19 protein-coding genes and 1 pseudogene are annotated in these 24,691 nt (G+C 71.3%); 9 read left to right on the top strand and 11 right to left on the bottom strand.

Annotated elements, in window-relative coordinates:
• Positions 1-73 precede the first annotated feature (73 nt).
• On the top strand, positions 74-1,849 hold the full coding sequence (locus tag DN051_RS15160; RefSeq protein ID WP_246041021.1) for an ABC transporter ATP-binding protein: 1,776 nt from the start codon (positions 74-76) through the stop codon (positions 1,847-1,849).
• Positions 1,850-1,858: 9 nt separating this feature from the next.
• On the opposite strand, the gene DN051_RS15155 is transcribed toward DN051_RS15160, so the two are convergent.
• The gene (locus DN051_RS15155) at positions 1,859-3,031 is read right to left on the bottom strand and encodes a DUF418 domain-containing protein (RefSeq protein WP_199314935.1); all 1,173 of its coding nucleotides are present in this window, start codon (positions 3,029-3,031) and stop codon (positions 1,859-1,861) included.
• 170 nt (positions 3,032-3,201) lie between these two features.
• Here DN051_RS15155 and DN051_RS15150 point away from each other — a divergent pair, with 170 nt between their 5' ends.
• Positions 3,202-4,074, top strand: a complete 873-nt coding sequence (locus DN051_RS15150) for an LLM class flavin-dependent oxidoreductase (RefSeq protein ID WP_053758751.1) — start codon at positions 3,202-3,204, stop codon at positions 4,072-4,074.
• Between the two features lie 119 nt (positions 4,075-4,193).
• Entirely contained in the window at positions 4,194-4,985 is a 792-nt protein-coding gene (locus tag DN051_RS15145) for a class I SAM-dependent methyltransferase (RefSeq protein WP_053758750.1), read from the top strand.
• Between the two features lie 63 nt (positions 4,986-5,048).
• Here the strand turns inward: DN051_RS15145 and DN051_RS48105 are convergent.
• Positions 5,049-5,222 (bottom strand): annotated as a pseudogene (locus tag DN051_RS48105) (DNA glycosylase AlkZ-like family protein); the annotation flags it as partial.
• Between the two features lie 708 nt (positions 5,223-5,930).
• Here DN051_RS48105 and DN051_RS15135 point away from each other — a divergent pair.
• The 4 genes from DN051_RS15135 to DN051_RS15120 all read left to right on the top strand — a co-directional run bounded on the left by DN051_RS15135 (position 5,931) and on the right by DN051_RS15120 (position 10,915).
• The gene (locus DN051_RS15135; protein ID WP_112438891.1) at positions 5,931-6,704 is read left to right on the top strand and encodes an isoprenyl transferase; all 774 of its coding nucleotides are present in this window, start codon (positions 5,931-5,933) and stop codon (positions 6,702-6,704) included.
• A 311-nt stretch (positions 6,705-7,015) separates the two neighbouring features.
• Positions 7,016-8,341 carry an RNA 5'-3' helicase PhoH2 gene (gene phoH2, locus DN051_RS15130; protein WP_053758748.1) on the top strand — a complete coding sequence of 442 codons (1,326 nt, stop codon included), beginning with the start codon at positions 7,016-7,018 and terminating at the stop codon, positions 8,339-8,341.
• Positions 8,342-8,745: 404 nt separating this feature from the next.
• On the top strand, positions 8,746-9,462 hold the full coding sequence (locus DN051_RS15125) for an aggregation-promoting factor C-terminal-like domain-containing protein (RefSeq protein WP_079000814.1): 717 nt from the start codon (positions 8,746-8,748) through the stop codon (positions 9,460-9,462).
• Between the two features lie 124 nt (positions 9,463-9,586).
• A complete protein-coding gene (locus DN051_RS15120) occupies positions 9,587-10,915 on the top strand; it encodes an AI-2E family transporter (RefSeq protein WP_053758747.1) in 1,329 nt (442 codons plus the stop codon).
• Positions 10,916-11,000: 85 nt separating this feature from the next.
• Here DN051_RS15120 and DN051_RS15115 read toward each other — a convergent pair whose 3' ends face one another.
• Together DN051_RS15115 and DN051_RS15110 are read right to left on the bottom strand one after the other, a co-directional pair.
• A complete protein-coding gene (locus DN051_RS15115) occupies positions 11,001-11,534 on the bottom strand; it encodes an alkyl hydroperoxide reductase (protein ID WP_053758746.1) in 534 nt (177 codons plus the stop codon).
• Positions 11,535-11,539: 5 nt separating this feature from the next.
• Positions 11,540-12,094 carry a peroxiredoxin gene (locus DN051_RS15110; protein WP_053758745.1) on the bottom strand — a complete coding sequence of 185 codons (555 nt, stop codon included), beginning with the start codon at positions 12,092-12,094 and terminating at the stop codon, positions 11,540-11,542.
• 134 nt (positions 12,095-12,228) lie between these two features.
• Here DN051_RS15110 and DN051_RS15105 point away from each other — a divergent pair, with 134 nt between their 5' ends.
• The gene (locus tag DN051_RS15105) at positions 12,229-13,242 is read left to right on the top strand and encodes a LysR substrate-binding domain-containing protein (RefSeq protein WP_234388766.1); all 1,014 of its coding nucleotides are present in this window, start codon (positions 12,229-12,231) and stop codon (positions 13,240-13,242) included.
• Here DN051_RS15105 and DN051_RS15100 read toward each other — a convergent pair.
• From DN051_RS15100 to DN051_RS15080, 5 genes are all read right to left on the bottom strand, one after another.
• Positions 13,187-15,523, bottom strand: coding sequence for an ABC transporter permease (locus DN051_RS15100; RefSeq protein ID WP_112438890.1), 2,337 nt, complete (start codon positions 15,521-15,523; stop codon positions 13,187-13,189). The genes DN051_RS15105 and DN051_RS15100 overlap by 56 nt on opposite strands.
• Positions 15,520-16,209 carry an ABC transporter ATP-binding protein gene (locus tag DN051_RS15095; protein WP_112438889.1) on the bottom strand — a complete coding sequence of 230 codons (690 nt, stop codon included), beginning with the start codon at positions 16,207-16,209 and terminating at the stop codon, positions 15,520-15,522. Before DN051_RS15095 ends, DN051_RS15100 begins: the two co-directional genes overlap by 4 nt.
• Positions 16,206-16,730: a PadR family transcriptional regulator gene (locus DN051_RS15090; protein ID WP_053758771.1), complete on the bottom strand. Its 525-nt coding sequence runs from the start codon at positions 16,728-16,730 to the stop codon at positions 16,206-16,208. The genes DN051_RS15095 and DN051_RS15090 overlap by 4 nt, the downstream gene beginning before the upstream one ends.
• Before the next feature lie 115 nt (positions 16,731-16,845).
• Positions 16,846-17,106: a type II toxin-antitoxin system antitoxin gene (locus DN051_RS15085; protein ID WP_053758742.1), complete on the bottom strand. Its 261-nt coding sequence runs from the start codon at positions 17,104-17,106 to the stop codon at positions 16,846-16,848.
• Positions 17,103-18,038 carry an SPFH domain-containing protein gene (locus tag DN051_RS15080; protein ID WP_112438888.1) on the bottom strand — a complete coding sequence of 312 codons (936 nt, stop codon included), beginning with the start codon at positions 18,036-18,038 and terminating at the stop codon, positions 17,103-17,105. The genes DN051_RS15085 and DN051_RS15080 overlap by 4 nt, the downstream gene beginning before the upstream one ends.
• Positions 18,039-18,300: 262 nt before the next feature.
• Between DN051_RS15080 and DN051_RS15075 the strand changes: the two genes are divergently transcribed.
• On the top strand, positions 18,301-20,601 hold the full coding sequence (locus DN051_RS15075) for a transglycosylase domain-containing protein (protein WP_112438887.1): 2,301 nt from the start codon (positions 18,301-18,303) through the stop codon (positions 20,599-20,601).
• Between the two features lie 62 nt (positions 20,602-20,663).
• Here the strand turns inward: DN051_RS15075 and DN051_RS15070 are convergent, their stop codons facing one another.
• Together DN051_RS15070 and DN051_RS15065 are read right to left on the bottom strand one after the other, a co-directional pair.
• On the bottom strand, positions 20,664-22,148 hold the full coding sequence (locus DN051_RS15070; RefSeq protein WP_206751799.1) for a catalase: 1,485 nt from the start codon (positions 22,146-22,148) through the stop codon (positions 20,664-20,666).
• Between the two features lie 176 nt (positions 22,149-22,324).
• Positions 22,325-24,403 carry an ATP-binding SpoIIE family protein phosphatase gene (locus DN051_RS15065; protein ID WP_199314934.1) on the bottom strand — a complete coding sequence of 693 codons (2,079 nt, stop codon included), beginning with the start codon at positions 24,401-24,403 and terminating at the stop codon, positions 22,325-22,327.
• Positions 24,404-24,691 lie beyond the last annotated feature (288 nt).

Below are 24,691 nucleotides of genomic sequence, written 5' to 3'. Positions count from 1 at the left end.
GGACTCGGTTAACCTGGAATGGGACATCAGTGTCCCATAAGTAAGTGCTGGGCTTTCATTGAAAGAGGTCGTCGTGCCGAACGTCCGTCTCCTCTGGTTCTTCGTGCGCCCTCATCGCCGCACCCTCGTCCTCGGGCTGGTGCTCGGGCTGTGTGTCAGCGCGACCACCCTCGCGACCCCGCTGGTCACCAAGTGGGTGCTCGACGGTCTCGCGGACTCCCGGTCCGTCGCGCCCGCGGTGACCGCCCTGGCCGGGCTGCTCGTGATCGGCTCGGTGGTGCAGGCGTTCCAGTGGATCCTGCTCGGCCGCATGGGCGAGCGGGTGGTGCGCGACGCCCGCCGTTCGATGGTGCGCCGTCTGTTGCGCCTGCGGGTCGGCGAGCTGACCGGCCGGCCCAACGGGGAACTCGTCACCCGGGTCACCTCCGACACCGTGCTGATGCGCGAGGCGGCCGCGTCGAGCCTGACCCAGCTGGTCAACGGCGTGGTCGGCCTGGTCGGCGCGCTCACGCTGATGGCCTTCCTCGACCTGGTCCTGTTCGCCGTCACCCTGGGCGGCCTCGCGGGCGTCGGTGTGCTCGTGGCGGTGCTGATGCCCCGCCTGGCCCAGGCGCAGCAGGCCGCGCAGGAGTCGGTGGGCAGACTGGGCGCGGCGCTCGACGGCGCGCTGCGGGCCATCCGTACCGTGAAGTCCGCGCGGGCCGAGGAGCGGGAGTCGCGGCGGATCGTGGCCGAGGCGGACGCGTCGGCGCGGCACAGCGTCCGCGCCGTGGGCATCGAGTCGGTGGTGTGGACGGTCACCATGGCCGGCGTCCAGCTGGCGATCCTGCTGATCCTGGCCGTCGGCGCCGCCCGGGTGGACTCCGGCGCACTGTCGGTGTCCGGCCTGATCGCCTTCCTGCTGTACGCCTTCCAGCTCGTCGGACCGGCCACGGAACTGGCGGAGACCTTCTCGCAGTTGCAGTCCGGCATCGCGGCCGCCGCCCGTATCGCCCAGGTGCACGACCTCGAACTGGAGGAGGGCCACACGCGTGCGGCCGTTCCCCGTCCGGCGCGGGACCGGACCGCGCCGGTGGCCGGGTCCTGCGCGCACATCGTGTCGTTCAGCGACGTCACCGCCCGGTACGCCGACGACGGCCCCCGCGCCCTGGACGGCGTCAGCTTCGGCATCCCGCGCCGCGGCCACACCGCGATCGTCGGGCCCTCGGGAGCGGGCAAGACCACCGTCTTCTCCCTGATGCTGGAGTTCCTGCGGCCGGACAGCGGCCGGCTGCGGCTCGACGGGGCCCTGTTCGAGGAGTGGCCCGCCCACGAGTCCCGCCGCCGTATCGCCTACGTCGAGCAGGACACCCCGCTGGTGCCCGGCACCCTCGCCGACAACCTGCGCTATCTGCGCCCCGGAGCGACCGACGACGACCTGTGGTCGGCGCTCGGCGCGGTCGGTCTGACCAGGCGGGCCCGGACCCTGCCGGACGGCCTCGGCACCGTCCTCGACGGCACCGTGCTGTCCGGCGGTGAACGCCAGCGCGTCGCCCTGGCCCGCGCGTTCGTCGCCGATCCCGAGATCCTGCTGCTGGACGAGGCCACCGCCCAGCTCGACGGGCTGACGGAGGCGGCGGTCCAGGACTTCGTACGGGAACGCGCCCGCCGGGCCGCCGTCGTCACCATCGCGCACCGGCTGTCCACGGTCGTCGAGGCCGACCAGATCATCGTCCTGGAGCAGGGGCGGGTCCGGGCGATCGGCACCCACGCCGAGCTCCTGGCCACCGACGGCCTCTACCGCGACATGGTCATCGCGCTGCGGGTGACCACCGCCGTCGGCCACGTCTCCCGGCCCGCGCCGGCGTGACCGGCGTCGTCAGCGGCGCAGCGCGCGGCGCTGCACGGACTCCAGCGGGCCGTTCGGGAAGCGGCGCAGCCACAGCGTGGCCGCGGTGACGAGCGTCGCGCTCACCGCCGCCCACAGGCCCATCACCCACCAGGGACCGCCGTCGGCGAGGCGTTCGGCCAGGCCCAGGCCGAGGCCGTAGCAGGCCAGCATGCACAGCAGGTTCTGGGCGACGTAGCAGGACAGGGCGGTGCGGCCGACGGCGGTCAGGCCGCGGGAGACCGGGGCGGGCAGCCACCCGCGGTCCAGCAGGACGCCGATCAGTCCGAGGTAGCCGACGGCGACCACCGGGGCGGCCACGTAGCGGCCCAGGAAGAAGAAGTCCTGGCCACCGAGCGTGAGGGCCGCGTTGCACGGGACGCCCAGGCCCAGCCCCCACCCGGCCATCCGCGCGCGCAGCCGGCGGCCGTGTCCGGTCGGGGTGAAGGCACCGGCGCGGTGCAGGCGGACGCCCAGCAGGAACAGGAAGACCAGCAGCCCGAAGGACAGGACCGGCTCCAGGCGCAGGACGACGGCGTTCTCCAGCCGGAAGGCGATCTGGTCGAGCCAGCTGCCGTGCGCGTAGAGGTCCACCGCGCCGGCGGACACCCGGCCGCCGGCGGACGGGTCGGCGAGCAGCGACAGGGTGATCAGCGACATCAGCGCGACGTGCAGGCCCGCCGACGTCCACATCACCGCCCGCCGCACCCGCTCGGAGCGGACCAGCAGCCGGGCGACGAGCAGGGCCGTGACGGCGTAGCCCATCAGCACGTCGAAGCCGAAGACGAGGACGAAGTGGAGCGTGCCCTCGGCCAGCAGGAACAGGGCGCGCGGCCGGTAGCCGCGCGGCCAGGGCGTCCCCCGGCGGGCGGCGGAGTCGTACTGGATGGCCAGGCCCACGCCGAACAGGACCGTCAGCATCGCCAGGAACTTGCCGTCGGCGAGGAACCGGAACACCGCCTCCGCGGGCTCCGTGAACGGGTCCGCCATCGGCGCACCCTGGAGGAACGCCCATTCGGAACCCGGAGCGGCGAAGATCCACACGTTGGTCATCAGCGTGCCGAGGATCGCCGCGCCGCGCAGGACGTCCAGCAGCGGCAGCCGGGCGGTGGCGCGGGCGCCGGGCGCGGCGGTGTCCTCGGGGGCGCGCAGGCTGTTCGACATGCTTCCAGGCTCCCGGCGAGATCCGGCCCGATCGTCCTGCGGCCGGACGAAACCCCGGTACATCCTTCGATGCAGGGCACCGGGGGGCGCGGTCGGGCCGCGGTGCGGGACGGACGGGACGGGAGGAAAACCGTTGTGTCCGGGTGGCGCGCGCGGGATAGGAAGTGGACATGACCGAACTCGGCGCCGTCTTCCGTCCCCAACTCCCCCCTGAGCGGCTGCGCGCCCTCGCCCGTCTCGCCGACGAGACGGAGCTGAGCGAACTGTGGCTGTGGGAGGACTGCTTCCGGGAGGGCGGTGTCTCCACGGCCGCGGCGGCCCTGGCCTGGACCGAACGGGTCCGCGTGGGCATGGGCCTGCTGCCGGTGCCGCTGCGCAACGTCGCCCTGACCGCGATGGAGGCCGCCTCGCTGCACCGGATGTTCCCGGGCCGCGCGGTCCTCGCCGTCGGGCACGGGGTGCAGGACTGGATGGGGCAGGTCGGCGCGCGCGCCGAGTCGCCGCTGACCCTGCTGCGCGAGCATCTCCTCGCGCTGCGCGCCCTGTTGCGCGGGGAGCGGCTCACCACCGAGGGCCGATACGTGACGCTGGACGACGTCGCCCTCGACTGGCCGCCGGCCGGACCCGTCCCGGTCCTCGCGGGTGCCACCGGACCGCGCTCGCTGCGGCTGTCCGGCGAGGCCGCCGACGGCACCGTCCTGACCTGTGTGACCTCACCGGACGGCGTGCGGCGGGCACGCCGGCTCATCGACGAGGGCCGGCGGGCCGCCCACCGCACCGACCCGCACGAGGTCGTCGTCTATCTGCTCACCGCCACCGGCCCGGACGCCGAGGCCCGGGTGCGCGCCGAACTCGCCGCCGAGGGCGCGGGCTCCGTTCCGGGTCTCGGGGCGGCCGGGGACGCGGCGGCCGTCGCCGAGGCCGTGGGGCGGCTCGCCGAGGCCGGCGCCGACACGGTGATCCTCCAGCCCACGGCCGACGAACCCGACCCGGAGGGCTTCGTCCGCTTCACCGCACGGGAAGTACGTCCGCTGGTCAAGTAGCGCACGGGGAGGGACGGTCGCCTCCCGGTGGCCCCGGTACGGCACGCCCGTGTCGTCGTCACCGGCCGTCCCCGGAAAATCAGCGGCGCGCACCGACGGCGCCCTGCGACGATCACGGCATGGACCACGACCGCCGCAGCTTCGGGGAACTCGTCGCCGAGGGGGCCGCCGTCCCCACCGACGGCTGGGACTTCTCCTGGTTCGAGGGCCGGGCCACCGAGGAGCGGCCGCCTTGGCGCTACGCGGAGTCGGCGGCCCGGCGCCTGGGCGGGGCGCACGCCGCGCTGGACATCCAGACCGGTGGCGGCGAGGTCCTCGACTTCGCCCTCGGCGCCGCCCCGCGCCGCCCCCGCCTCCTCGCCGCGACGGAGGGCTGGCCGCCGAACGTCGCCCGGGCCACGGCCCGGCTCGCCCCGCGCGGCGTCGTGGTCGTCGCCGCTCCCGAGGACGCGCCGCTGCCCTTCGCCGCCGGCACCTTCGACCTCGTGGTCAGCCGTCACCCCGTCAGCCCGCACTGGGCCGAGATCGCCCGTGTGCTGCGGCCCGGCGGCACGTACTTCGCCCAGCACGTGGGTCCCGGCAGCTGCGGCGAACTCGTCGAGCACTTCCTCGGACCCCGGCCGGAGCACCGCCGCGACGCCCGCCGGCCGGACCTCGAACGCGCGGCGGCCGAGGCCGCCGGCCTGGAGGTCACCGACCTGCGGGCGCAGCGGCTGCGGATGGAGTTCCACGACGTCGCCGCCGTCGTGCACTTCCTGCGCAAGGTGATCTGGATGGTCCCGGACTTCACCGCCGAGGCGTACGCGGACCGCCTCCGGGCCGTGCACGAGCGGATCCGCGCCGACGGCTCGTTCGTCACCCACAGCACCCGCCACCTCTTCGACGCCCGCAAGCCGCCGGCCCGCGCCTGAACTCCCGGGCGGCGGACGGCCGCGGCGCCCGCTCACGCGTGCGCCCCCCGCGCGCGTGCCCTCGAAGGGGAACTCCTCGATCTCCCCGGCGGCGGCCCGCGACGCGAACACCCGATCGGTCCAACCGGGCCGCGCGGCCGGCCACTTCGCGAGGTCGCGGGGCGTCGCCGGCCCGTAGGCGTACAGATGCCGCCGCACGAGCGCGCGTACCGCCTCCTGCCACAGCGCGGCGCGCACCTCCGCCCGGGTGGTTTCCCTCGGCCCGCACTTTCGCCGACGGGCGTACCAGGTGCGGCCGGCCGGGTCAGGAACTGCCGCTCCTGCCGGCCGCGCACGCCTCGGCCCAGGTGATCCCTCTGGCCCTCGCTTCAGCGCTCACGGCACGGACGCCGGGCGGGAACGAGGCCGGATTTCGTCCTCCATGGCGCGGTCCCGCATCGTGGTCGCCGCTCGCACCGGCCGCCCCCCGTCCCGTAAGTTCAGACCAAGGAAATTCGCGTGAGCAAAGACGCGAGGGGGGCGCCGCGCAGTGGAGGGGGCTGCGCGGTGCCCCGCCCGGTCGGCGTCAAGCCGCTGACGACGCCCGATCGCCCATCAGAGGGAAACGGACATTTCCGGGAACCGTCCCCGATCCGGCCGCGTATGCCCTGTGAACTGGCTGTGAACCGGGTGTTCCGGGGCCACCGGCGCGTTGCCGGACGATTTCGGAGAGTAGTTGTCTCGCGCCGGTGCACGCAGCATCCCTTACGAAGGGTTATGGTGGAAACCCCCCCTCGGGCCGGTCCGTCTCCCCCCCACGGACCGGCCCGTTTTTTTCGTGCCCGGCGCCACCCCTTGGGGCGCCGTTACACGGCGGGGGTAGGCTTCGCCCCCGTGGACCGCCATGCGGACAGGGATCGCGCTCAACCGCGCCTGTCCGATCCGTACGGAGGGGCTGACAATCACGTGAACCTGCGCGACAAGCTGCGCGGCCTGCTGGTCAGGGTCTACGCACGCCGGGTGGAAGGCCACCTGGACCACGCTCAGGTGCCCAAGCACATCGGCGTCATCATGGACGGCAACCGGCGCTGGGCGAAGGCCGCGGGTTCCACCACCGTGCACGGCCACCGGGCCGGCGCCGAGAAGATCGAGGAGTTCCTCGGCTGGTGCAGCGAGACGGACGTCGAGGTCGTCACCCTGTGGCTGCTGTCGACGGACAACTTCGACCGCCCCCAGGACGAACTCGTCCCGCTTCTCGGCATCATCGAGGACGTGGTGCGCGCCCTCGCCGCCGACGGCCGCTGGCGCGTCCACCACGTCGGCACCCGCGACCTGCTGCCGCAGCAGATGCAGACGACCCTGAAGGAGGCCGAGGAGGCCACCGCCCACGTCGACGGGATACTGGTCAACGTCGCCATCGGCTACGGCGGCCGCCAGGAGATCGCCGACGCCGTCCGCTCCATGCTGCTCGAAGCCGCCGGCCGGGGCAGCTCCATCGAGGACGTCATCGAGGCCGTCGACGTCGACATGATCGGCCGGCACCTCTACACGGGTGACCAGCCCGACCCCGATCTGGTGATCCGGACCAGCGGTGAGCAGCGGCTGTCCGGATTCATGCTCTGGCAGACGGCCCACAGCGAGTACTACTTCTGTGAGGTCTTCTGGCCGGCCTTCCGCAAGGTCGACTTCCTGCGCGCCCTGCGCGACTACGCCGCCCGGCACCGCCGTTACGGCGGCTGACGGACCTCCCGCCGCTACGGCGGACGTACCCCGCTTCACACGGAGTTCACCAGCGCGCCGTCATATGCCGTGGCATGGCAGCGCTTGTTCGAGGGCATAAGCCAAACAGGTCGACACCCGAACCACGGGTGTCGGATCTCAGCGGGCGGCACGGGGCCGTCCGCCCGGGAGGCCCTTTGCACCAGCCGGATCGTGCGGTCACAGCACGGACGAAGCCACAGGGCCGGTTCTCGGCCCGTGCATCGGAGCCGTCAACCGGTCCAGCTCCTCTCCGTCGCTCCCCGACCTCTTCCGAGGGGGTACGTCCTTCCGTGGTGACCAGCACAAAGCGCCACAAGCCAGACCGGCGCACCTATGTTCTCGACACCAGCGTCCTGCTGGCCGACCCGAACGCCCTGAGCCGCTTCGACGAGCACGAGGTCGTGCTGCCGGTCGTCGTCGTCACGGAGCTGGAGGCGAAGCGGCACCATCCCGAACTCGGCTACTTCGCCCGGCAGGCCCTGCGCCTGCTCGACGACTACCGGGTGCGCCATGGCCGCCTCGACGCCCCCATCCCGATCGGGGACCTCGGCGGAACGCTCCGTGTCGAGCTCAACCACTCGGACCCCAGCGTGCTGCCCACCGGCTACCGCCTGGGGGACAACGACTCCCGCATCCTGGCGGTCGCGCGCAATCTGCAGGCCGAGGGGTTCGACGTCACCGTCGTGTCGAAGGACCTCCCGCTCAGGATCAAGGCCTCCTCCGTGGGACTCCTCGCCGAGGAGTACCGCGCGGAACTCGCCATCACGGACTCCTCCGGCTGGACCGGGATGTCCGAACTGACGCTGTCCGGCGAGCAGGTGGACATCCTCTTCGACGAAGGCCATGTCTACGTCCCGGAGGCCGCCGACCTGCCGGTCCACACCGGCCTGACCATCCAGTCCGAGCGCGGCAAGGCGCTCGGCCGGGTGACGCCGGAGGGCAACGTCCGGGTGGTGCGCGGCGACCGGGAGGCGTTCGGCATCAAGGGCCGCAGCGCCGAACAGCGCATCGCGCTCGATCTGCTGCTGGACCCGGAGGTCGGGATCGTCTCGATGGGCGGCCGGGCCGGCACCGGAAAGTCGGCGCTGGCGCTGTGCGCGGGCCTGGAGGCGGTGCTGGAGCGCCGTCAGCACCAGAAGGTGATGGTCTTCCGTCCGCTGTACGCGGTGGGCGGGCAGGAGCTCGGCTATCTGCCCGGTACCGAGGCGGAGAAGATGAGCCCCTGGGCTCAGGCCGTCTTCGACACGCTGTCCGCGGTCACCAGCCGCGAGGTCATCGAGGAGGTCACCGCGCGCGGGATGCTGGAGGTCCTTCCGCTCACCCATATCCGCGGACGCTCCCTCCACGACGCCTTCGTGATCGTGGACGAGGCCCAGTCACTCGAACGCAACGTCCTGCTGACCGTTCTGTCCCGGATCGGCGCGAATTCCAGGGTCGTTCTCACGCATGACGTGGCACAAAGGGACAATTTGCGGGTCGGCCGGTACGACGGTGTCGTGGCGGTCGTCGAAAAGCTGAAGGGGCATCCGCTTTTCGCCCATGTGACGCTGACGCGGTCCGAGAGGTCCCAGATCGCCGCGCTTGTGACCGAAATGCTGGAGGACGGGCAGATCTGACCCACACGCCCCATCTCGGGGTGGTTACGCGGTAGTTGGCGCCGTCCGGAAAAGGCTGAGAGCCTAGCCGGGCGGCGCCTTCGCGTGACGTGGTTTCTCCGAATCGCTCGGGTCAAACGGGATGTGAGCTTTCACACGCAACTCAGAATTGCCACCCGCCGTCCGGTTGCGGCAGAGTCTCATTCCTGTCAGGCCCCGCATACGGCACACCTGTAACCCCAGCGTTACAGCACAACCCAGGCAACACCGCCAACTCCATACAGCACCGTCGTATGCCGCCCGAGCACCAAGCGGCTCTCCCTTGCCGGGAGTTGCCCACCGGGCCCGCGCCTCCCGTGACCCGGTAGTTGGGGAGGTCAGTGCCAGGGGCACGATTGCGTCCGCCAGGGTCACCGAGGCGGGCGATGCTGGAAGGAAACCGTGTGAGCCGGATTTCGGTCCGGGGATTCGCAGTGGCTTCGGCCACCGCGGTCACCGCAGTCGGAAGCGTCGTCGGCGTTGCCTCGGGCAGCACCGCGCAGAACAACGACGCCGAGGCGGCGGCAACCGACCTGACGCTCCTCGCGGACATACCCGCGGGCCAGCAGGCCCAGGTGCAGACCGCGTCCCTGACGCAGCAGGCCAACGTTCAGGCCATCGCCGCGGACGCCAGCGCCAAGAAGGACGCCGAGGCGGCGGCCCGCAAGGCGGCGGCCGAGACCGCGATCGCCAAGAAGGAGGCTGCCGAGAAGGCGGCCAAGGAAGCCAAGGAGCGCGAAGAGGCGCGTGAGGAAGCGGCGAGCCGCTCCTCGGTCCGGGACGCGTCCAGCTTCGCTCCGCAGAGCTCGTACTCCATCTCCGAGATCCAGGCGATGGCCAGGTCGATGGTGCCGAGCGCGCAGTTCCAGTGCTTCAGCAACATCGTGGACCACGAGTCCGACTGGAACTACCGGGCGGTCAACCCGTCGTCCGGTGCCTACGGTCTCTTCCAGGCACTGCCCGGGTCCAAGATGTCCTCCGTCGGTTCCGACTGGCAGACCAACCCGGCCACCCAGATCCAGTGGGGCCTCAACTACATGAACGAGCGCTACGGCAGTCCCTGTGACGCCTGGACGTTCTGGCAGGCCAACAACTGGTACTGAGCCTGCCCCCGCACAACTTCCCCGAGCCCCTCGCCGTCCTTCGGTGAGGGGCTTCGGCCATGTACGGTCTGACGGGACGACGCCAGGGGGAGTGGTGGGGACGGACGGGGGAAAGGGACGGATCATGTCGCGAGTGCCAGGGTGGCTCGGTCGACTCGGCACCGGGGCCGCCGAGCTGAGCAAGCGCTGGGAGGAACGACGGGCCCAGGCGGAGCAGGCGCGCGCCGAGCTTCCCGAGCCCGAGCCGCCCGCCGACACCGGGACGACGCCTCCCGCCCACGGCACCGAGTCCGTACCGGTGGTGGTCCGGCCCGATCCGGCGCAGGCCGTGCCCTGGGGGGTGCGGGTCGCCGCCGAGGCCGGCTGGCGGCTGCTGGTGCTCGCCGGCACGGTATGGGTGCTGATGCGGGTCATCAGCGCCGTTCAACTCGTCGTGCTCGCCTTCGTCGGAGCACTGCTGATCACCGCGCTGCTGCAACCGACCGTGGCCCGGCTGCGGCGGTACGGGGTGCCGCGCGGACCGGCCACCGTGCTCACCGCGATCCTCGGCTTCGTCGTCATGGGGCTGATCGGATGGTTCGTGACCTGGCAGGTCATGGAGAACATCGGCAATGTCTCCGACCAGGTCCAGGACGGCATCGACGAGTTGCGCCGTTGGCTGCTGGACAGCCCCTTCCACGTCACCGACAAGCAGATCAACGACATCGCCGAGAACCTGCGCGACGCGGTCGGGGCGAACACCGACCAGATCACGTCCGCGGGACTCGAGGGTGTCACGGTCATCGTCGAGGCGCTGACGGGGATCCTGCTCGCGGTCTTCTCGACGCTGTTCCTCCTCTACGACGGCCGCCGCATCTGGGAGTGGACGCTGAAGCTGGTGCCGGCCGCCGCCCGGCCGGGGGTCGCCGGGGCCGGACCGAGGGCCTGGCAGACGTTGACCGCCTATGTGCGCGGCACGGTGATAGTGGCGATGATCGACGCGATCTTCATCGGCCTGGGGATCTACTTCCTGGACGTCCCGATGGCCGTACCGCTCGCCGTGTTCATCTTCCTCGGTGCCTTCGTCCCGCTGGTGGGTGCGGTGGTGTCGGGAGCGCTGGCCGTGGTGGTCGCGCTGGTGACGCAGGGCGTGTTCACCGCCGTCATGACGCTGGTCGTGGTGCTCGCGGTGCAGCAGATCGAGGGGCACATCCTGCAACCGTTCATCCTGGGGCGGGCGGTACGGGTGCATCCGCTGGCGGTGGTGCTGTCGGTGGCGGCCGGCGGACTGGTGGCCGGGATCGGCGGTGCGGTGGTGGCCGTACCGCTGGTGGCCGTGACCAACACGGTGGTCGGCTATCTGCGGGCGCACTCCCGTGAGGCAGCCCTGCGGCAGTCCCCGCAGCCACGGGGCGCCACGGCGTCCTCCGTCGCCCCCACCACGCCCGTCCCGCCCGCCGACCCGGCGCCCTGAGCGATCCGGGCGGACCTGAGCACGACCGAAGGGGCCCCGCCCACCGTGGAGGTGGACGGGGCCCCGACGCGTGGACGGGCCGGCGCTACTGCGCGAGGACCGCCTCGGCGTCCAGGGTGACGCCGATCGCCTGGATCACGGAGGCGATCTTGAAGGCCTCCTGGATCACCTCGCGGTCGACACCGGCCTTGCGCAGCACCTGCTCGTGCGAGTCGAGGCACATGCCGCAGCCGTTGATGGCGGAGACGGCGAAGGACCACAGCTCGAAGTCGACCTTGTCGACACCGGGGTTGCCGATGACGTTCATCCGCAGGCCGGCGCGCAGGGTGCCGTACTCGTGGTCGGAGAGCAGGTGGCGGGTGCGGTAGAAGACGTTGTTCATCGCCATGACGGCCGCCGCGGACTTGGCCGCGGTGTACGCCTCCGGCGTGAGGTTCGCCTTCGCCTCGGGCTCCAGCTCGCGCAGCACGATCGGGGAACGGGAGGCGATGGCGGTCGCCAGCACCGTGCCCCACAGCTGCTGTGCGGGCAGGTCGGAGTTGCCGATGACCGAACCCAGGTTGAGCTTCAGGTCCTTGGCGTAGTCCGGGATCGAGGACTTCAGGGAGTCGAGGGACATGTCAGTCACTCACCGGCCAGCAGCTTGACCGGGTCGAGGGTGTCCTCGCCCTTGGTCCAGTTGCACGGGCACAGCTCGTCCGTCTGGAGCGCGTCGAGGACCCGCAGGACCTCCTTGGGGTTACGGCCGACCGAACCCGCGGTCACCATCGAGAACTGGATCTCGTTGTTCTGGTCGACGATGAACACGGCGCGCTTGGCGAAGCCGTCCTCGCCCTCGATGCCGAGGTCGCGCATCAGCTCGTGCTTGGAGTCGGCCATCATCGGGAACGGCAGGTCGCGCAGGTCGTCGTGGTCCTTGCGCCAGGCGTGGTGCACGAACTCGGAGTCACCGGAGAAGCCGAGGACCTGGGCGTCGCGGTCGGCGAACTCGTCGTTCAGCTTGCCGAAGGCGGCGATCTCGGTCGGGCACACGAAGGTGAAGTCCTTGGGCCAAGCGAAGATCACCTTCCACTTGCCCTCGTAGGTCTTGTGGTTGATCTCCTCGAACTCCTTGCCCTTCTCCAGCGAGACGCAGGCGGTCAGTTCGAACTCGGGGAACTTGTCACCGACAGTGAGCACTAACTCTCCTTGCAGCGAGGAAAGGCCCGTTCTGTGGGCGTTTCCCAAAAGGTTGGACGCTCGCGATGGTGGCACAACGAGCATTGATTCGGGAAATAGCTACACTCGGTCGGGTTGATCGGAGGCAGCTATCAGTGACCGTCAGTAATACGAGCAAGAGGAAGCAGCCGAGTCTCGCCCAGTTGCGCGCCTTCGCCGCCGTGGCCGACCATCTGCACTTCCGTGACGCCGCCGCCGCGATCGGCATGAGCCAGCCCGCCCTGTCCGGCGCCGTCTCCGCCCTGGAGGAGGCCCTCGGCGTCACGCTCCTGGAGCGGACGACCCGCAAGGTGCTGCTCTCGCCCGCCGGTGAGCGGCTGTCGGTCCGCGCGAAGGCGGTACTGAACGAGGTCGGCGCGCTCCTGGAGGAGGCCGAGGCGGTCCGGGCACCGTTCACCGGGGCGCTGCGGCTGGGAGTGATCCCGACGGTCGCGCCGTACCTCCTGCCGACCGTGCTGCGGCTGGTCCACGACCGCTACCCCGACCTCGACCTCCAGGTGCACGAGGAGCAGACCGCCACCCTGCTGGACGGCCTCGCCTCGGGGCGGCTGGACCTGCTGCTGCTCGCCGTGCCGCTCGGGGTGCCCGGGGTGACCGAACTCCCGTTGTTCGACGAGGACTTCGTGCTGGTCACGCCGATGGAGCACGAGCTGGGCGGACGGGAGGGCATCGCGCGGGAGGCGCTGCGCGAACTCAACCTGCTGCTGCTCGACGAAGGGCACTGCCTGCGCGACCAGGCCCTCGACATCTGCCGGGAGGCGGGCCGCGCGAACGCCCCTGTCGCCACCACGGCCGCCGGGCTGTCCACCCTCGTGCAGCTGGTCGCGGGCGGGCTGGGCTGCACCCTGCTGCCGCGCACCGCCGTGCGGGTCGAGACCAGCCGCAGCAGCCGGCTCCTCACCGGCACCTTCGCCGAACCCGTCCCGACCCGCCGGATCGCCCTCGCCATGCGTACCGGCGCCGCCCGCGAGGCCGAGTACGAGGAGCTGGCGGCCGCACTGCGCGAGGCACTGCGGCCGCTGCCCGTACGGGTCGTGGACGGCGCCGGCCGGATCACTCCGTGCGCAGGCCCTCCGGCCGCATCAGCCGCAGCAGCGGCGGCAGGCTGAGCAGCGTCACCAGGAGGACGACGCCCCCGCCGATGCCCGTCATGGCCAGTACGCTCGCCCAGTCCACGGTCACCGAGGTGCTGGTCATCTTCAGCAGCACCGCGCCCAGGGTCAGGCCGACGACCGCGGCGAGCGCGAGACCGAGGACGATCGGGATCGCCGTCTGCCACAGCACCGACAGGCTCAGCGTGCGGCGCCGGGTGCCGAAGGCGACCAGGGCCGACAGCAGCTTCCTGCGCTCGCGCAGCTGCTCCAGCTGGGAGACCAGCAGGCTGGCGCCGATCAGCGCGAGGACACAGGCCGCGCCGGCGAACAGGCCGGTGCGGATGGAGTCGTAGCGCCCGACGCGTTCGGTGCCCCGCAATGTCATGGGATCGGCGAACGGGTGCACGGCGGCTGCCGTGTTGCGCACCTGCTCATACACGTCGGGCACCGTCTTGTCGGTCCCGAGGTAGAGCTGGCCCGAGAACGTCTCCATGGCCTTGTCCGGCATCGCCTTCGGAGTGGCGAGGAATCCCGCGCGCTTCTCGCCCGTCAGGCCCGGCAGGGCTTCGGCCCGCTTCACGGCCGGCAGGGTCCAGGCCGCCTCCAGGCCCGGGGACTCGCCCTCGAACGACGGGTCGAAGTACAGCGTCCCGCCCTTCTTCGCCAGTCGGATGCCGTCGACGTCCCATTCCACACCCGTCAGCGCGAACACGTCACCGTCGCGGCACGACGGCAGCTTCGCCAGTTCGCGCAGCACCGCGCAGTCGCCGACGGTCACCGAGGCGCCGATCTCGGGATCGACCGGCCGGTCGCTCGCGTAGCCCTCCGAGTAGGCGTAGACATTGCGCACGCCCTCGGTCTTCCGGAACTCCGCCGCGGCCGACGCGAGCGGCAGGCCCTCGGGCACGGGCACCTGCATCTGCGCCCGGGTGAGGTCGTAGGAGTTGTTCTTGGTGAAGTCGCTCTCCACTCCGGAGAACAGCATCTGCAACGCGATCGCGCCGGCCACCGCCACCGCGATGCCGTTGACCGTGCGGGCCGCCGTGCCGCTGCTCAACTGGAGCCTGCGCACGGCCAGCTGCCAGGAGACCGAGCCGCCGCCGATGCGGCCCACGACCGTCTCGACGATCCAGGGCAGCAGTGCCGTGACGCCGACCAGCAGCAGCATCACGCCGCCGACGACCAGGTACTGGTTGAACTGCCCGGACTCGTTGCCCTGCCCGATCATCGGGGCGAGCATCGCGAGGCCCGCCAGCGGCAGCAGCAGCCGCCACCACAGCCGGCGCCGGCTCGGCTTGCTCGTGCGCACCACGCCGAGCGGTTCGATGACCACCCCGCGCAGGGCGAACAGGGTCACCAGGACGGCCGCCGCCGGGACCGTGACCGCGACCAGTACGGCGAGCACCGGGGAGGGGTTGAGGTAGCTGGGGAAGACGCTGACGCCGAACAGCTCGGCGGAGCCCGCGATCTCCCGTCCGGCCAGGAAGAAGCCGGTCCCGAGGAGCAGGCCGAGCACGGACCCGGCGAGCGCCTCGCCCGCCGCGACCCGGCGGGTCATGTGGCTGTCGGAGCCGACCAGCCTCAGCGCCGCGAGGCGCCGGTCGCGTCCCTCGCCGCCGAACCGCACCGCCGCGGCGACGAAGACGCCGACGGGCATCAGCAGCACCACGAAGACGACCAGGAGCAGCAGGGTGAGTACGGGATCCCAGGGGTCCGACGTCGGGTTCGGGTCGCCGAACCGCTCGAGGCGGTCCACCGGGCCGGTGTCCAGCTGGGCCGCGAGCCCTTCGGTGCCCCGGTAGAAGGCCAGCTCCCGGGAGCCGATCAGGCCGGGCTCGTCGATGGTGCCGACGATCCGGTCCGGCAGCCGCTCCCGCAGGAGCTTGCCGTCGGCCGACTCCAGCAGCCTCTTCAGGGCGGGGGAGACGACCATCTCGCCGACGGCCGGGAACTTGTCGACGCCGGGCGGCAGCGGCGCCCGCGGCCCCTCCGGCTCCAGCGCGCGACCGCGGACGTCCCTGTCGTGGTAGGTGGTGCCGACGTCGGCGATCAGCAGGGTGGCGTCGGACTTCGGTATCGCGTTCTCGCCGAACGACAGGACCGAGAAGTCCGTGCGGGACTGCTCGCGGTCGTGCCGGGCCTCCAGCGCGTTCGGCAGCGCGGTGGTGAGCAGCAGCAGCGCCACCCCGAGCCCTACACCGACCCCCGTGAGGACCGCGCGCACCCAGCCGCCCCGGCCGGAGAACGCGAACCCGACGCCCATCGCCAGGTCCCTGGACCACTGACGGAGCCTCATACGACGCGCTCCATGTCCCTGGACTTGCCGTCCCGTACGACGACCTCGCGGTCGGAGTAGGCGGCGACGCGTGCTTCGTGGGTGACCAGGACGACGGCGGCGTTGGTCGATCGCGCGGCGTCCGTGAGCAGTTCCATCACGCGTTCGCCGTTGAGGGAGTCCAGTGCGCCGGTCGGCTCGTCGGCGAACAGCACGCGGGGGCCGGTGACCAGGGCCCGTGCCACGGCGACGCGCTGGCCCTGGCCGCCGGAGACCTCGCCGGGCCGCTTCTTGGCCAGGTCGTCGACCTCCAGGCGCTGCATCCAGGTCAGCGCGGTGCGTTCGGCGTCCTTGCGGCCGGTGCCGTTCAGGCGCAGCGGCAGGGCGACGTTCTCCACGCAGGTCAGTTCGGGCACGAGCTGGCCGAACTGGAAGACGAACCCGAACTCCGAGCGTCGCAGCGCGCTGCGCCGGGCGTCGCTCATGGCGGCCATCTCCCGGCCGTCGTAGCGGATGGAGCCCTCGTCGGGGGTGACGATGCCGGCCAGGCAGTGCAGGAGCGTGGACTTGCCGGAGCCGGAGGGGCCCATCACGGCGACGACCTCGCCGGGGTGGATGGAGAAGTCGGCGCCGTCGAGCGCGAGGGTGGGGCCGTAGGCCTTGCGGAGGGCTTCGGCGGTGAGCAGAGAGCCGTGGGGAGAGGTCACTTGGCCACCGCCTGGGCGAGTTTGTCGAGGCGCGCGGCGGTCAGTTCCAGCCAGCGCAGGTCGGCTTCGAGGTGGAACAGGGCGTGGTCGCAGATCAGCTGGTCCGCCAGGTCGCCCTTGCGTTTGCGGTCGGTGAGGATCCGCATCAGGCGCAGGTGTTCGGAGCGCTGGGAGTCGAGGATCTCGGCGGCGTCGCGGCGGGTGAGCAGCGCGAGGACGACCTTGGTGTAGAGGGTCGACTGGAGGTACGGCTCGGGCTTCTCGGGTGTGGCGAGCCAGCGTGCGACGTCGGTGATGCCGGCGTCGGTGATGGCGTACCGCTTGCGCTCGGGGCCGCCGCCGGGCTCGATGCCGTCGACCTCGACGAGGCCGTTCTTCAGCAGGCGGGACATCGTGGAGTAGACCTGGCCGTAGTGCAGCGGCCGGTCCTGGCCGAAGCGTTCGTCGAAGGCGCGCTTGAGGTCGTAGCCGTGGCGGGGGCCGGATTCCAGGAGCCCCAGGAGAGTGTGACCGATGGACATGGCGAGCACTCTACACACCGTGTATACGCCGTACGTATACAGCCAGTGTGTAGATCATGGGAAGGTCGTCCCCGGCACCGTTCAGCGCTGGTCAGCGGTGATTGTCACGGTTCTGCTACTGCCGCGGAGGCTGACCGCCGGGCTGACCGCCGGGCGGGCGGCCGCGGCGCGGCAGGGGGGCCGTCCCGCCGGGCAGCCGGCCCGCCTCCGCGAGGGCCCGCCGCAGCAGGAACTCGATCTGCGCGTTGGCCGAGCGCAGTTCGTCGGACGCCCAGCGCGCGAGTGCGTCATGGACCAGCGGATCCAGCCGCAGCAGCACCTGCTTGCGCTGCTGCGGCCGCCGCTGCGGAGTGGCCTCCTCGGCGGGATCCGTCACTGGTAGAGCGTCCCGGTGTTGAGGACCGGCTGCGCGGCCCGGTCACCGCACAGCACCACCATCAGGTTGGACACCATCGCCGCCTTCCGCTCGTCGTCGAGCACCACGATGTCCTCCTCGGCGATACGGGCGAGCGCCGCCTCGACCATGCCGACCGCTCCGTCCACGATCTGCCGCCGCGCCGCGACGACCGCCCCGGCCTGCTGCCGCTGGAGCATCGCCGAGGCGATCTCGGGGGCGTAGGCGAGGTGGGTGAAGCGGGACTCGATGATCTGGACCCCGGCGGCCTCCACCCGCGCGTGCAGTTCGACGGCGAGCTTCTCGGTGATCTCCTCGGCGTTCCCGCGCAGCGACAGCCCGTCCTCGTCGTGCGCGTCGTACGGGTACTCGATGGCGATGTGCCGGACCGCCGCCTCGGTCTGCGTGGAGACGAACTCGATGTAGTCGTCCACCTCGAAGGTGGCCTGCGCGGTGTCCGCGACCCGCCAGACCACGACCGCGGCCAGCTCGATCGGATTGCCGTAGGCGTCGTTGACCTTCAGGACCGGGGTCTCGTGGTTGCGCACCCGGGTGGAGATCTTGGTGCGGGAGGTGAGCGGGTTCACCCAGCGCAGGCCGTCCTGCCGGATCGTGCCCCGGTAGCGCCCGAACAGCTGGACGACGCGGGCCTCGCCCGGCGCCACCATGTTCAGTCCGCACATCGCGACGAAGGCGCAGACACCGATCAGAATGCCGAGCACTATCAGCGCGGCCTTGGCGCCGGCCGCGGAGACCGTCGTGGCGGCGACGACCATGCCGATCCCGCCGAGCAGTCCGATCAGGCCCAGGAGCAGGGCGAGCCCGCCGCCGATGCTGCGCGCCGTGAACTCGCGCACGCGGGGTGCCGGCATCTCGGGAATGTCGGCGACGGGCGCCGTGTCGTGCGTGGACATAGGTGGTTCCCCCGTTCTGTGACCGCGGAGCCGTGCCCCGCGTCGGCATATCGCCATCCTAGCAAAGTGATAGCACTTTACCCCGTTGCGGCAACCTCAACCGTCTCTCGAACGTCGGTTCCGTTGAGACAGGTGCTGTTTGTCACGTCCGGAAAGAGCCGGATCGAGAGGACTTGCTCATATACAGCGGTGTTAGCTTTCTGAGCCGACCCGAACCACGACTGTGTGTGACACCCGAGAAGGAAGCGGAGCGAGCGGACCCATGGGACGAGCGGAAGAGAGACGAGCGCGACAGCGCGGTGGCCGCCGCGCGGCGCCCAAAACCCGCCGCTCGTCGCGCGCGGCGGGCTCCGGCAAGAGCGGTATACGCGCGCTGTTCACCTGGAAGAAGATCCTCGGATCGTTCCTCGGACTCGCGCTGCTCGGCATCGGCGGCTTCATCGTCCTGTACCTGGTCATAGACATCCCGAAGGGCAACGCCCTCGCCCAGGAGCAGAGCAACGTCTACAAGTACACCGACGGCAGGACCCTGACCCGCAAGGGCGAGGTCAACCGCGAGGTCGTCGACCTGTCCCAGGTCCCCAAGGAGGTCCAGCGGACCTTCGTCGCCGCCGAGAACAAGTCCTTCTACAGCGACTCCGGCGTCGACCTCAAGGGCACGGCCCGCGGACTGCTCAACACCCTGTCGGGCAAGGGCAAGCAGGGCGGCTCGACGATCACCCAGCAGTACGTCAAGAACTACTACCTCACCCAGGAACAGACGGTCACCCGCAAGCTCAAGGAGCTGGTGATCTCCCTGAAGGTGGACCGCGAGAAGTCCAAGGACGACATCCTCGCGGGGTACATCAACACCAGCTACTACGGCCGCGGCGCCTACGGCATCCAGGCCGCCGCCCAGGCCTACTACCGGGTCGACGCCGGCGACCTCTCCGTCGAGCAGGGCGCCTACCTCGCCGCGCTGCTCCAGGCGCCGAGCCAGTACGACTGGGCGGTCGCCTCCGACACCAGCAAGCGGCTGGTCGAGCAGCGCTGGAACTACGTCCTGGACAACATGGTCGAGCAGCGCTGGCTGGACTCCGGCGAGCGCGGCGGGATGAAGTTCCCGGTGCCGAAGGAACCGCAGGGCGCCCCGGGCATGCAGGGCCAGACCGGCTACATCGTGGAGGCGGCCAACCGCCAGCTGGCCCGGCAGCTCGTCGCGCAGGGCGCGGCGGAGGACACCGACGACGCGCTGGCCAAGATCGACCGCGGCGGCTGGACCATCACCGTCAACATCGACCGGAAGAAGCAGGCCCAGCTCGAGAAGTCGGTCAAGAACCAGCTCACCGGCAAGCTGGACAAGGGCGAGCGGAAGGTCGACGCCGATGTGCAGGCCGGCGGTGTCTCCCTCGACCCGAAGACCGGCGAGGTCCTCGCGATGTACGGCGGCATCGACTACGTCAAGCACTTCACCAACAACGCCACCCGCCGTGACTACCAGCCGGCCTCGACCTTCAAGCCGGTGATCCTTGCCGCGGCCGTGGACGAGGGCGCGGAGACCCAGGACGGCACACCGATCGCGGCCGACACGATCTACGACGGCGACAGCAGGCGCCCGGTCGTCGACGACGGCCGGAAGGTCGGCTTCGCCCCTCCGAACGAGGACGACGTCGACTACGGCGACGTCACCGTGCAGACGGCCATGAACAAGTCCGTCAACTCCGTGTTCGCGCAGATGGGCACCGACGTCGGCATGGCGAAGGTGATGGAGGTGGCCGGCGCGCTCGGCATGGACACCGAGGGGATGCAGGCCGTACCGGCCCAGACCCTGGGCTCCATGGGCGCCAGCGCGCTGGAGATGGCCGGGATCTACGCCACCCTCGACAACCACGGCAAGAAGGTCACCCCGTCGATCGTGGCGTCGGCCGAGCACAAGGACACCGCCGTCGAGTTCCCCGACCCGATCGGCGACCAGGTGATCAGCCGGGAGGCCGCCGACACGGTCACCTCGGTGCTCACCGGCGTGGTCGACGACGGTACGGCGCGGACCTCGGTGCGCGAGAACCCGGCACGCGACGGCCAGCAGGTGGCGGGCAAGACCGGCACCTCCGACGACAACAAGTCGGCCTGGTTCACCGGATACACGCCCGGCCTGGTCACCTCGATCGGACTGTTCGGCGAGGACGACAAGCCCCCGCACAAGCAGGTCCCGATGTACGGCGCCGGCGGCGAGGAGCGCGTCAACGGCGGCGGCTTCCCGGCCATGATCTGGGCCGAGTACACCTTCGGGGTGATGGGCAAGGTCACCAAGTTCGATCTGGACACCGACCAGGGCGCGGGCGTCAGGCCGCCGCCGTCGCCGAGCACGTCGGATCCGCAGTCGCCGCCGCCGTCGCCGAGCGAGTCGGACCCGGAGTCGCCGCCGCCGTCGCCGAGCGAGTCGGACCCGGAGTCGCCGCCGCCGTCGCCGAGCGAGTCGGACCCGGAGCCGCCGCCCCCGTCGCCGTCCGGCAGCAACACGTCGGAGCCGGGTGACCCGGGCGAAACGGAGGACCCCCCGCTCGACGACGGGGATCAGCAGTAGCGCAGGCACGCGAAGGGCGCCCGGCGGTGAGCCGGGCGCCCTTCGCGGTGTCCGCGCCGCGCCTACCCGCCGTTGACGTTGTGCGCGATCCGGTCGCCGATCTCCTTGTCGATGTTCCGCCAGTACTGGAGGGCCCGGTCGACGACGGGCCGGGTCACCCCGTTCTTCAGGTGACCGCTGACATTGGACACGAGCCGGTCGCGCTGCGCGTCGTCGAGCACACTGCGGACCATGGTCCCGGGCTGGCCGAAGTCGTCGTCCTCACGGTGCAGCCGGTAGGCCTCGCGCACCATCTCACCCGCGGTCTGCCATCCGGCGACGTCCCCGAACCGGCCGACGTCCGCGGCGGGCCCGCCGTACGAGTTCGGGGCGTACGGGGCGGCGACGTTGGCGGGCTCGTAGCGCATCGGCCCGTCCTTCGCGTAGGAGTTCACCTGCGAGCGGGGCCGGTTCGGCGGCAGCTGCGTGTAGTTCGGTCCGATGCGGTACCGGTGGGTGTCCGGGTAGGAGAACAGCCGGCCGAGCAGCATCTTGTCCGGCGACGGGCCGATGCCCGGCACCATGTTGGACGGCTCGAACGCGGACTGCTCGATGTGGACGAAGTAGTCCTCGGGGTTCGCGTTCAGCGTCATCCGGCCGACCTCGATGAGCGGGTAGTCGCCGTGCGGCCACACCTTGGTCAGGTCGAACGGGTTGAACCGGTAGTCCGGGGCGTCCTCGAACGGCATCACCTGCACGTACACCGTCCAGGACGGGTGCTCGCCGCGCTCGATCGCCTGGAACAGATCACGCCGGTGGACGTCGGCGTCCGCTCCCGCGAGGTGGTCGGCCTCCTCCTGGCCGAGGAAGTCGATGCCCTGATCGGTCTTGATGTGGTACTTGACCCAGAACTTCTCACCGCCGCCGTTGACCCACATGTAGGTGTGGGAGGAGTACCCGTTCATATGGCGGTACGTCTTCGGTACGCCCCGGTCGCCCATGAGCCACGTCACCATGTGCGCGGACTCGGGGGAGAGGGTCCAGAAGTCCCACTGCATGTTGTTGTCGCGCAGCCCGTTGTCCGGGCGGCGCTTCTGGGAGCGGATGAAGTCCTGGAACTTCTGCGGATCACGGACGAAGAAGACCGGCGTGTTGTTGCCGACCAGGTCGTAGTTGCCGTGTTCCGTGTAGAACTTCAGCGCGAAACCGCGCGGATCGCGCCAGGTGTCGGGGGAGCCGAGTTCGCCCGCCACGGTCGAGAAGCGCGCCAGCATGTCGGTGCGCTTCCCCGGCTGGAACAGGTCGGCCTTGGTGAACTGGCTGACGTCATTGGTGACTTCGAAGAATCCGTACGCGCCACTGCCCTTGGCGTGCACCACGCGCTCCGGGACCCGTTCCCGGTTGAACTGGGCCATCTTCTCGATGAGGTAGTGGTCCTGGAGCAGAATCGGGCCGGTGGAACCCACGGTGAGCGAATGCTCGTCGCTCTCCACCGGGATGCCCGCGTTGGACGTGGTGTAAGGAACCTGCTGGGGTGCCTGCGTCACGAGCGTCCTCCCGTCGTGCATGAGGGGGTCGGTCAGGTCGCTTCGCTCACTCCCAGCAGTCAACTCCCACGACGCAAGGTCGGCAACATTTGGACGGGGTCCAAGTCCGGTTCGATTCTCGGTGTGGCCGCGCGGTCACCCGCGGTGCGCCGAGCGGGCGGCGCGCCCGCCGGCGCGTACCGCCGAGGCCGCCCCGCTCACCCCTGATTGAGCTCGAACCAGACCACCTTTCCCGTGCTCAGCCGGGTCGCGCCCCACCGTCGGGCCAGTCGGTTCACCAGGTACAGCCCGCGTCCGCCCTCGTCCGTGGCGCGCGCCTGCCGCAGCCGCGGCAGCTGCGGCACGTCGTCGCCGACCTCGCAGCGCAGGACGTCCGTGCGCAGCAGACGCAGCGTGATCGGCCGTGACGCATAGCGCACGGCGTTCGTCACGACCTCGCTGACCAGCAGCTCCACCGAGTCGGTGAGGTCCTCCAGCTCCCAGCGGGCGAGCGCCCGCCGCACCAGCCGCCGCGCCTTGCCCGGAGCCATCTCCTCCGGCTCCAGGAACCAGTACGCCACGTCGCTCGGGGCGATCCCGTCGAAGCGGGCGGCGAGCAGCGCGATGTCGTCGTCCCGGTCGCCCGGCCCGAGCATGTCGAGCACCTCGTCGCACAGCGCTTCGAGCGGCGGCGGATGGTCGGGTCCGGTGAGCTGCGCGGTCGCGGCGAGCTTCTCGCGCAGCTGCTCTATGCCGGTCCACACGTCCCGCAGCCGGGACTCGACGAGTCCGTCCGTGTACAGCAGCAGCGTCGCCCCGGCCGGCGCGTCCAGCTCCACGGCCTCGAAGTCCACGCCGCCGACCCCGATCGGGGCGCCCGCGGGAACCCGCAGCACCTCGGCCCGGCCGCCCAGGTGCAGCAGGACCGGCGGGGGATGCCCGGCGTTGGCCACGGTGATCCGGTGCGAGACCGGGTCGTACACCGCGTACAGGCAGGTCGCCATGCGGTCGGTGCCCAGGCGCTGGGCCTGCTCGTCGAGGTGGTGCAGCACCTCCTGCGGCGGCAGGTCGAGCCCGGCCAGGGTCTGCGCGGTGGTGCGCAGCTGGCCCATGATCGCGGCGGACGTCATGGAGTGGCCCATCACGTCACCGACGACGAGGGCGACCCGGCTGCCGGGCAGCGGGATGGCGTCGTACCAGTCGCCGCCGACCCGCGCGGTCTCGGCGGCCGGCAGATAACGCGAGGCCAGCCGCACACCCGTCGGCTGCGGCAGGGTCTCGGGCAGCATGGTGCGCTGGAGCTCGTCCGCGATGTACGCCTCACGCCCGTACAGCACGGCCTTGTCGATGCCGAGCGCGCTGTGCGTGGCGAGCTGGGCGGCGACCAGCAGGTCGTCCGCCTCGAACGGGATCCGCTCCGGGCGGCGCAGGAACACCGCGGCGCCGATCACCCGGCGGCGGCCGCGCAGCGGGGCGAGGATCGCCCGCTGGCCGTTCGGGACGAGCGCCTCGCCGTCGTCCCCGAGCAGCTCGGGCAGCGCGGCCCGGGCGGCGGGCGCGTCGGCGAACACCGGCCGCACCCCGCGCAGCACCTCCGAGAGCGCGCCACCGGGACGCACCTCGCACAGCTCGGCGGTCAGCGTGGACAGCTCCGACGGCTCCGGCTGGAACACCGGCATGAAGCCGTTCTCGGTGTCCCGCTCCTCCGGGATCCGGTCGGTGCGGCGCAGCCGCAGCACGACGGGACCGGTCGGCCGCTCGTCGCCCACCGGCAGCGGGTCGCGCAGATAGACCAGGATGGCGTCCGAGAACGTCGGCACCGTCGCCCGGCACAGCCCCATGACGATCTCGTCGAGGTCGATACCGCGGGCGATCCGCCGGGTCGCGGCGCCCACGAACCGCAGCCGGTCCCCGTCCCGGCGCATCGGCGTGGGCCGGCCCGGCGCGGTGACCTGCCCGGAACGGCGCTCCTGACCGCCGGGGCCGTGCACCGAGCGCTCCTGGTCGAGGCCGGGCTGCGCCGGGATGGCCTCCGGGGCGGGGCGCGGGCGGTGGGTGTCGGTCTCGGCGGTGGCCGGCTGGGAATGCTCGGGGCCGGCGCCGGCGCCGGGCGTCACCGAGGTCGCCGAGGGCGTCTCACCGGTGCCGCGGGCCTGTGCGGGTAACGCGGTCGTACCGGCGTGCGGCTCGGGTGCCGCCGGGGTACGCAGGAGCGCCCCGCGGGGGTCCGCGGGGTTGACGCCCGTCTGGGGGCGCTCGAAGGAGGTCGGCTGCTCCGTCACGCGTGTCGCATCCATCCGTCCGGGGCGTGCAGTTCGTCCCGCAGGAGTCCCGATACCCGGAATACATGCCCCAGGAACGGATTTCCCGCGTGGTCAGAGGCCGTTCCCGTGCTGTCGGCGGACCGACCGGGAACCGCCCGGGTGTTGCCCTCGTACCCCTCGCTCACGTCCTGCCGCCCCTCGGTGACATGTGATCAGGCATTGTGCGTGCTCCGGGAGTTGTGGCCGCGCTCCCACCTTGCCACCTGCCACCACTCCTCAACGACGGTGCCGCACACCGGCCCTGGTTGTTCTCGGTTGCGG

The sequence above is a fragment of the Streptomyces cadmiisoli genome, from assembly GCF_003261055.1.
In the GTDB taxonomy this organism is placed as follows: Bacteria; Actinomycetota; Actinomycetes; order Streptomycetales; family Streptomycetaceae; genus Streptomyces; species Streptomyces cadmiisoli.
Note: the sequence above shows the minus strand (reverse complement) of the source record. Positions and strands in the feature narration are given on the sequence as shown.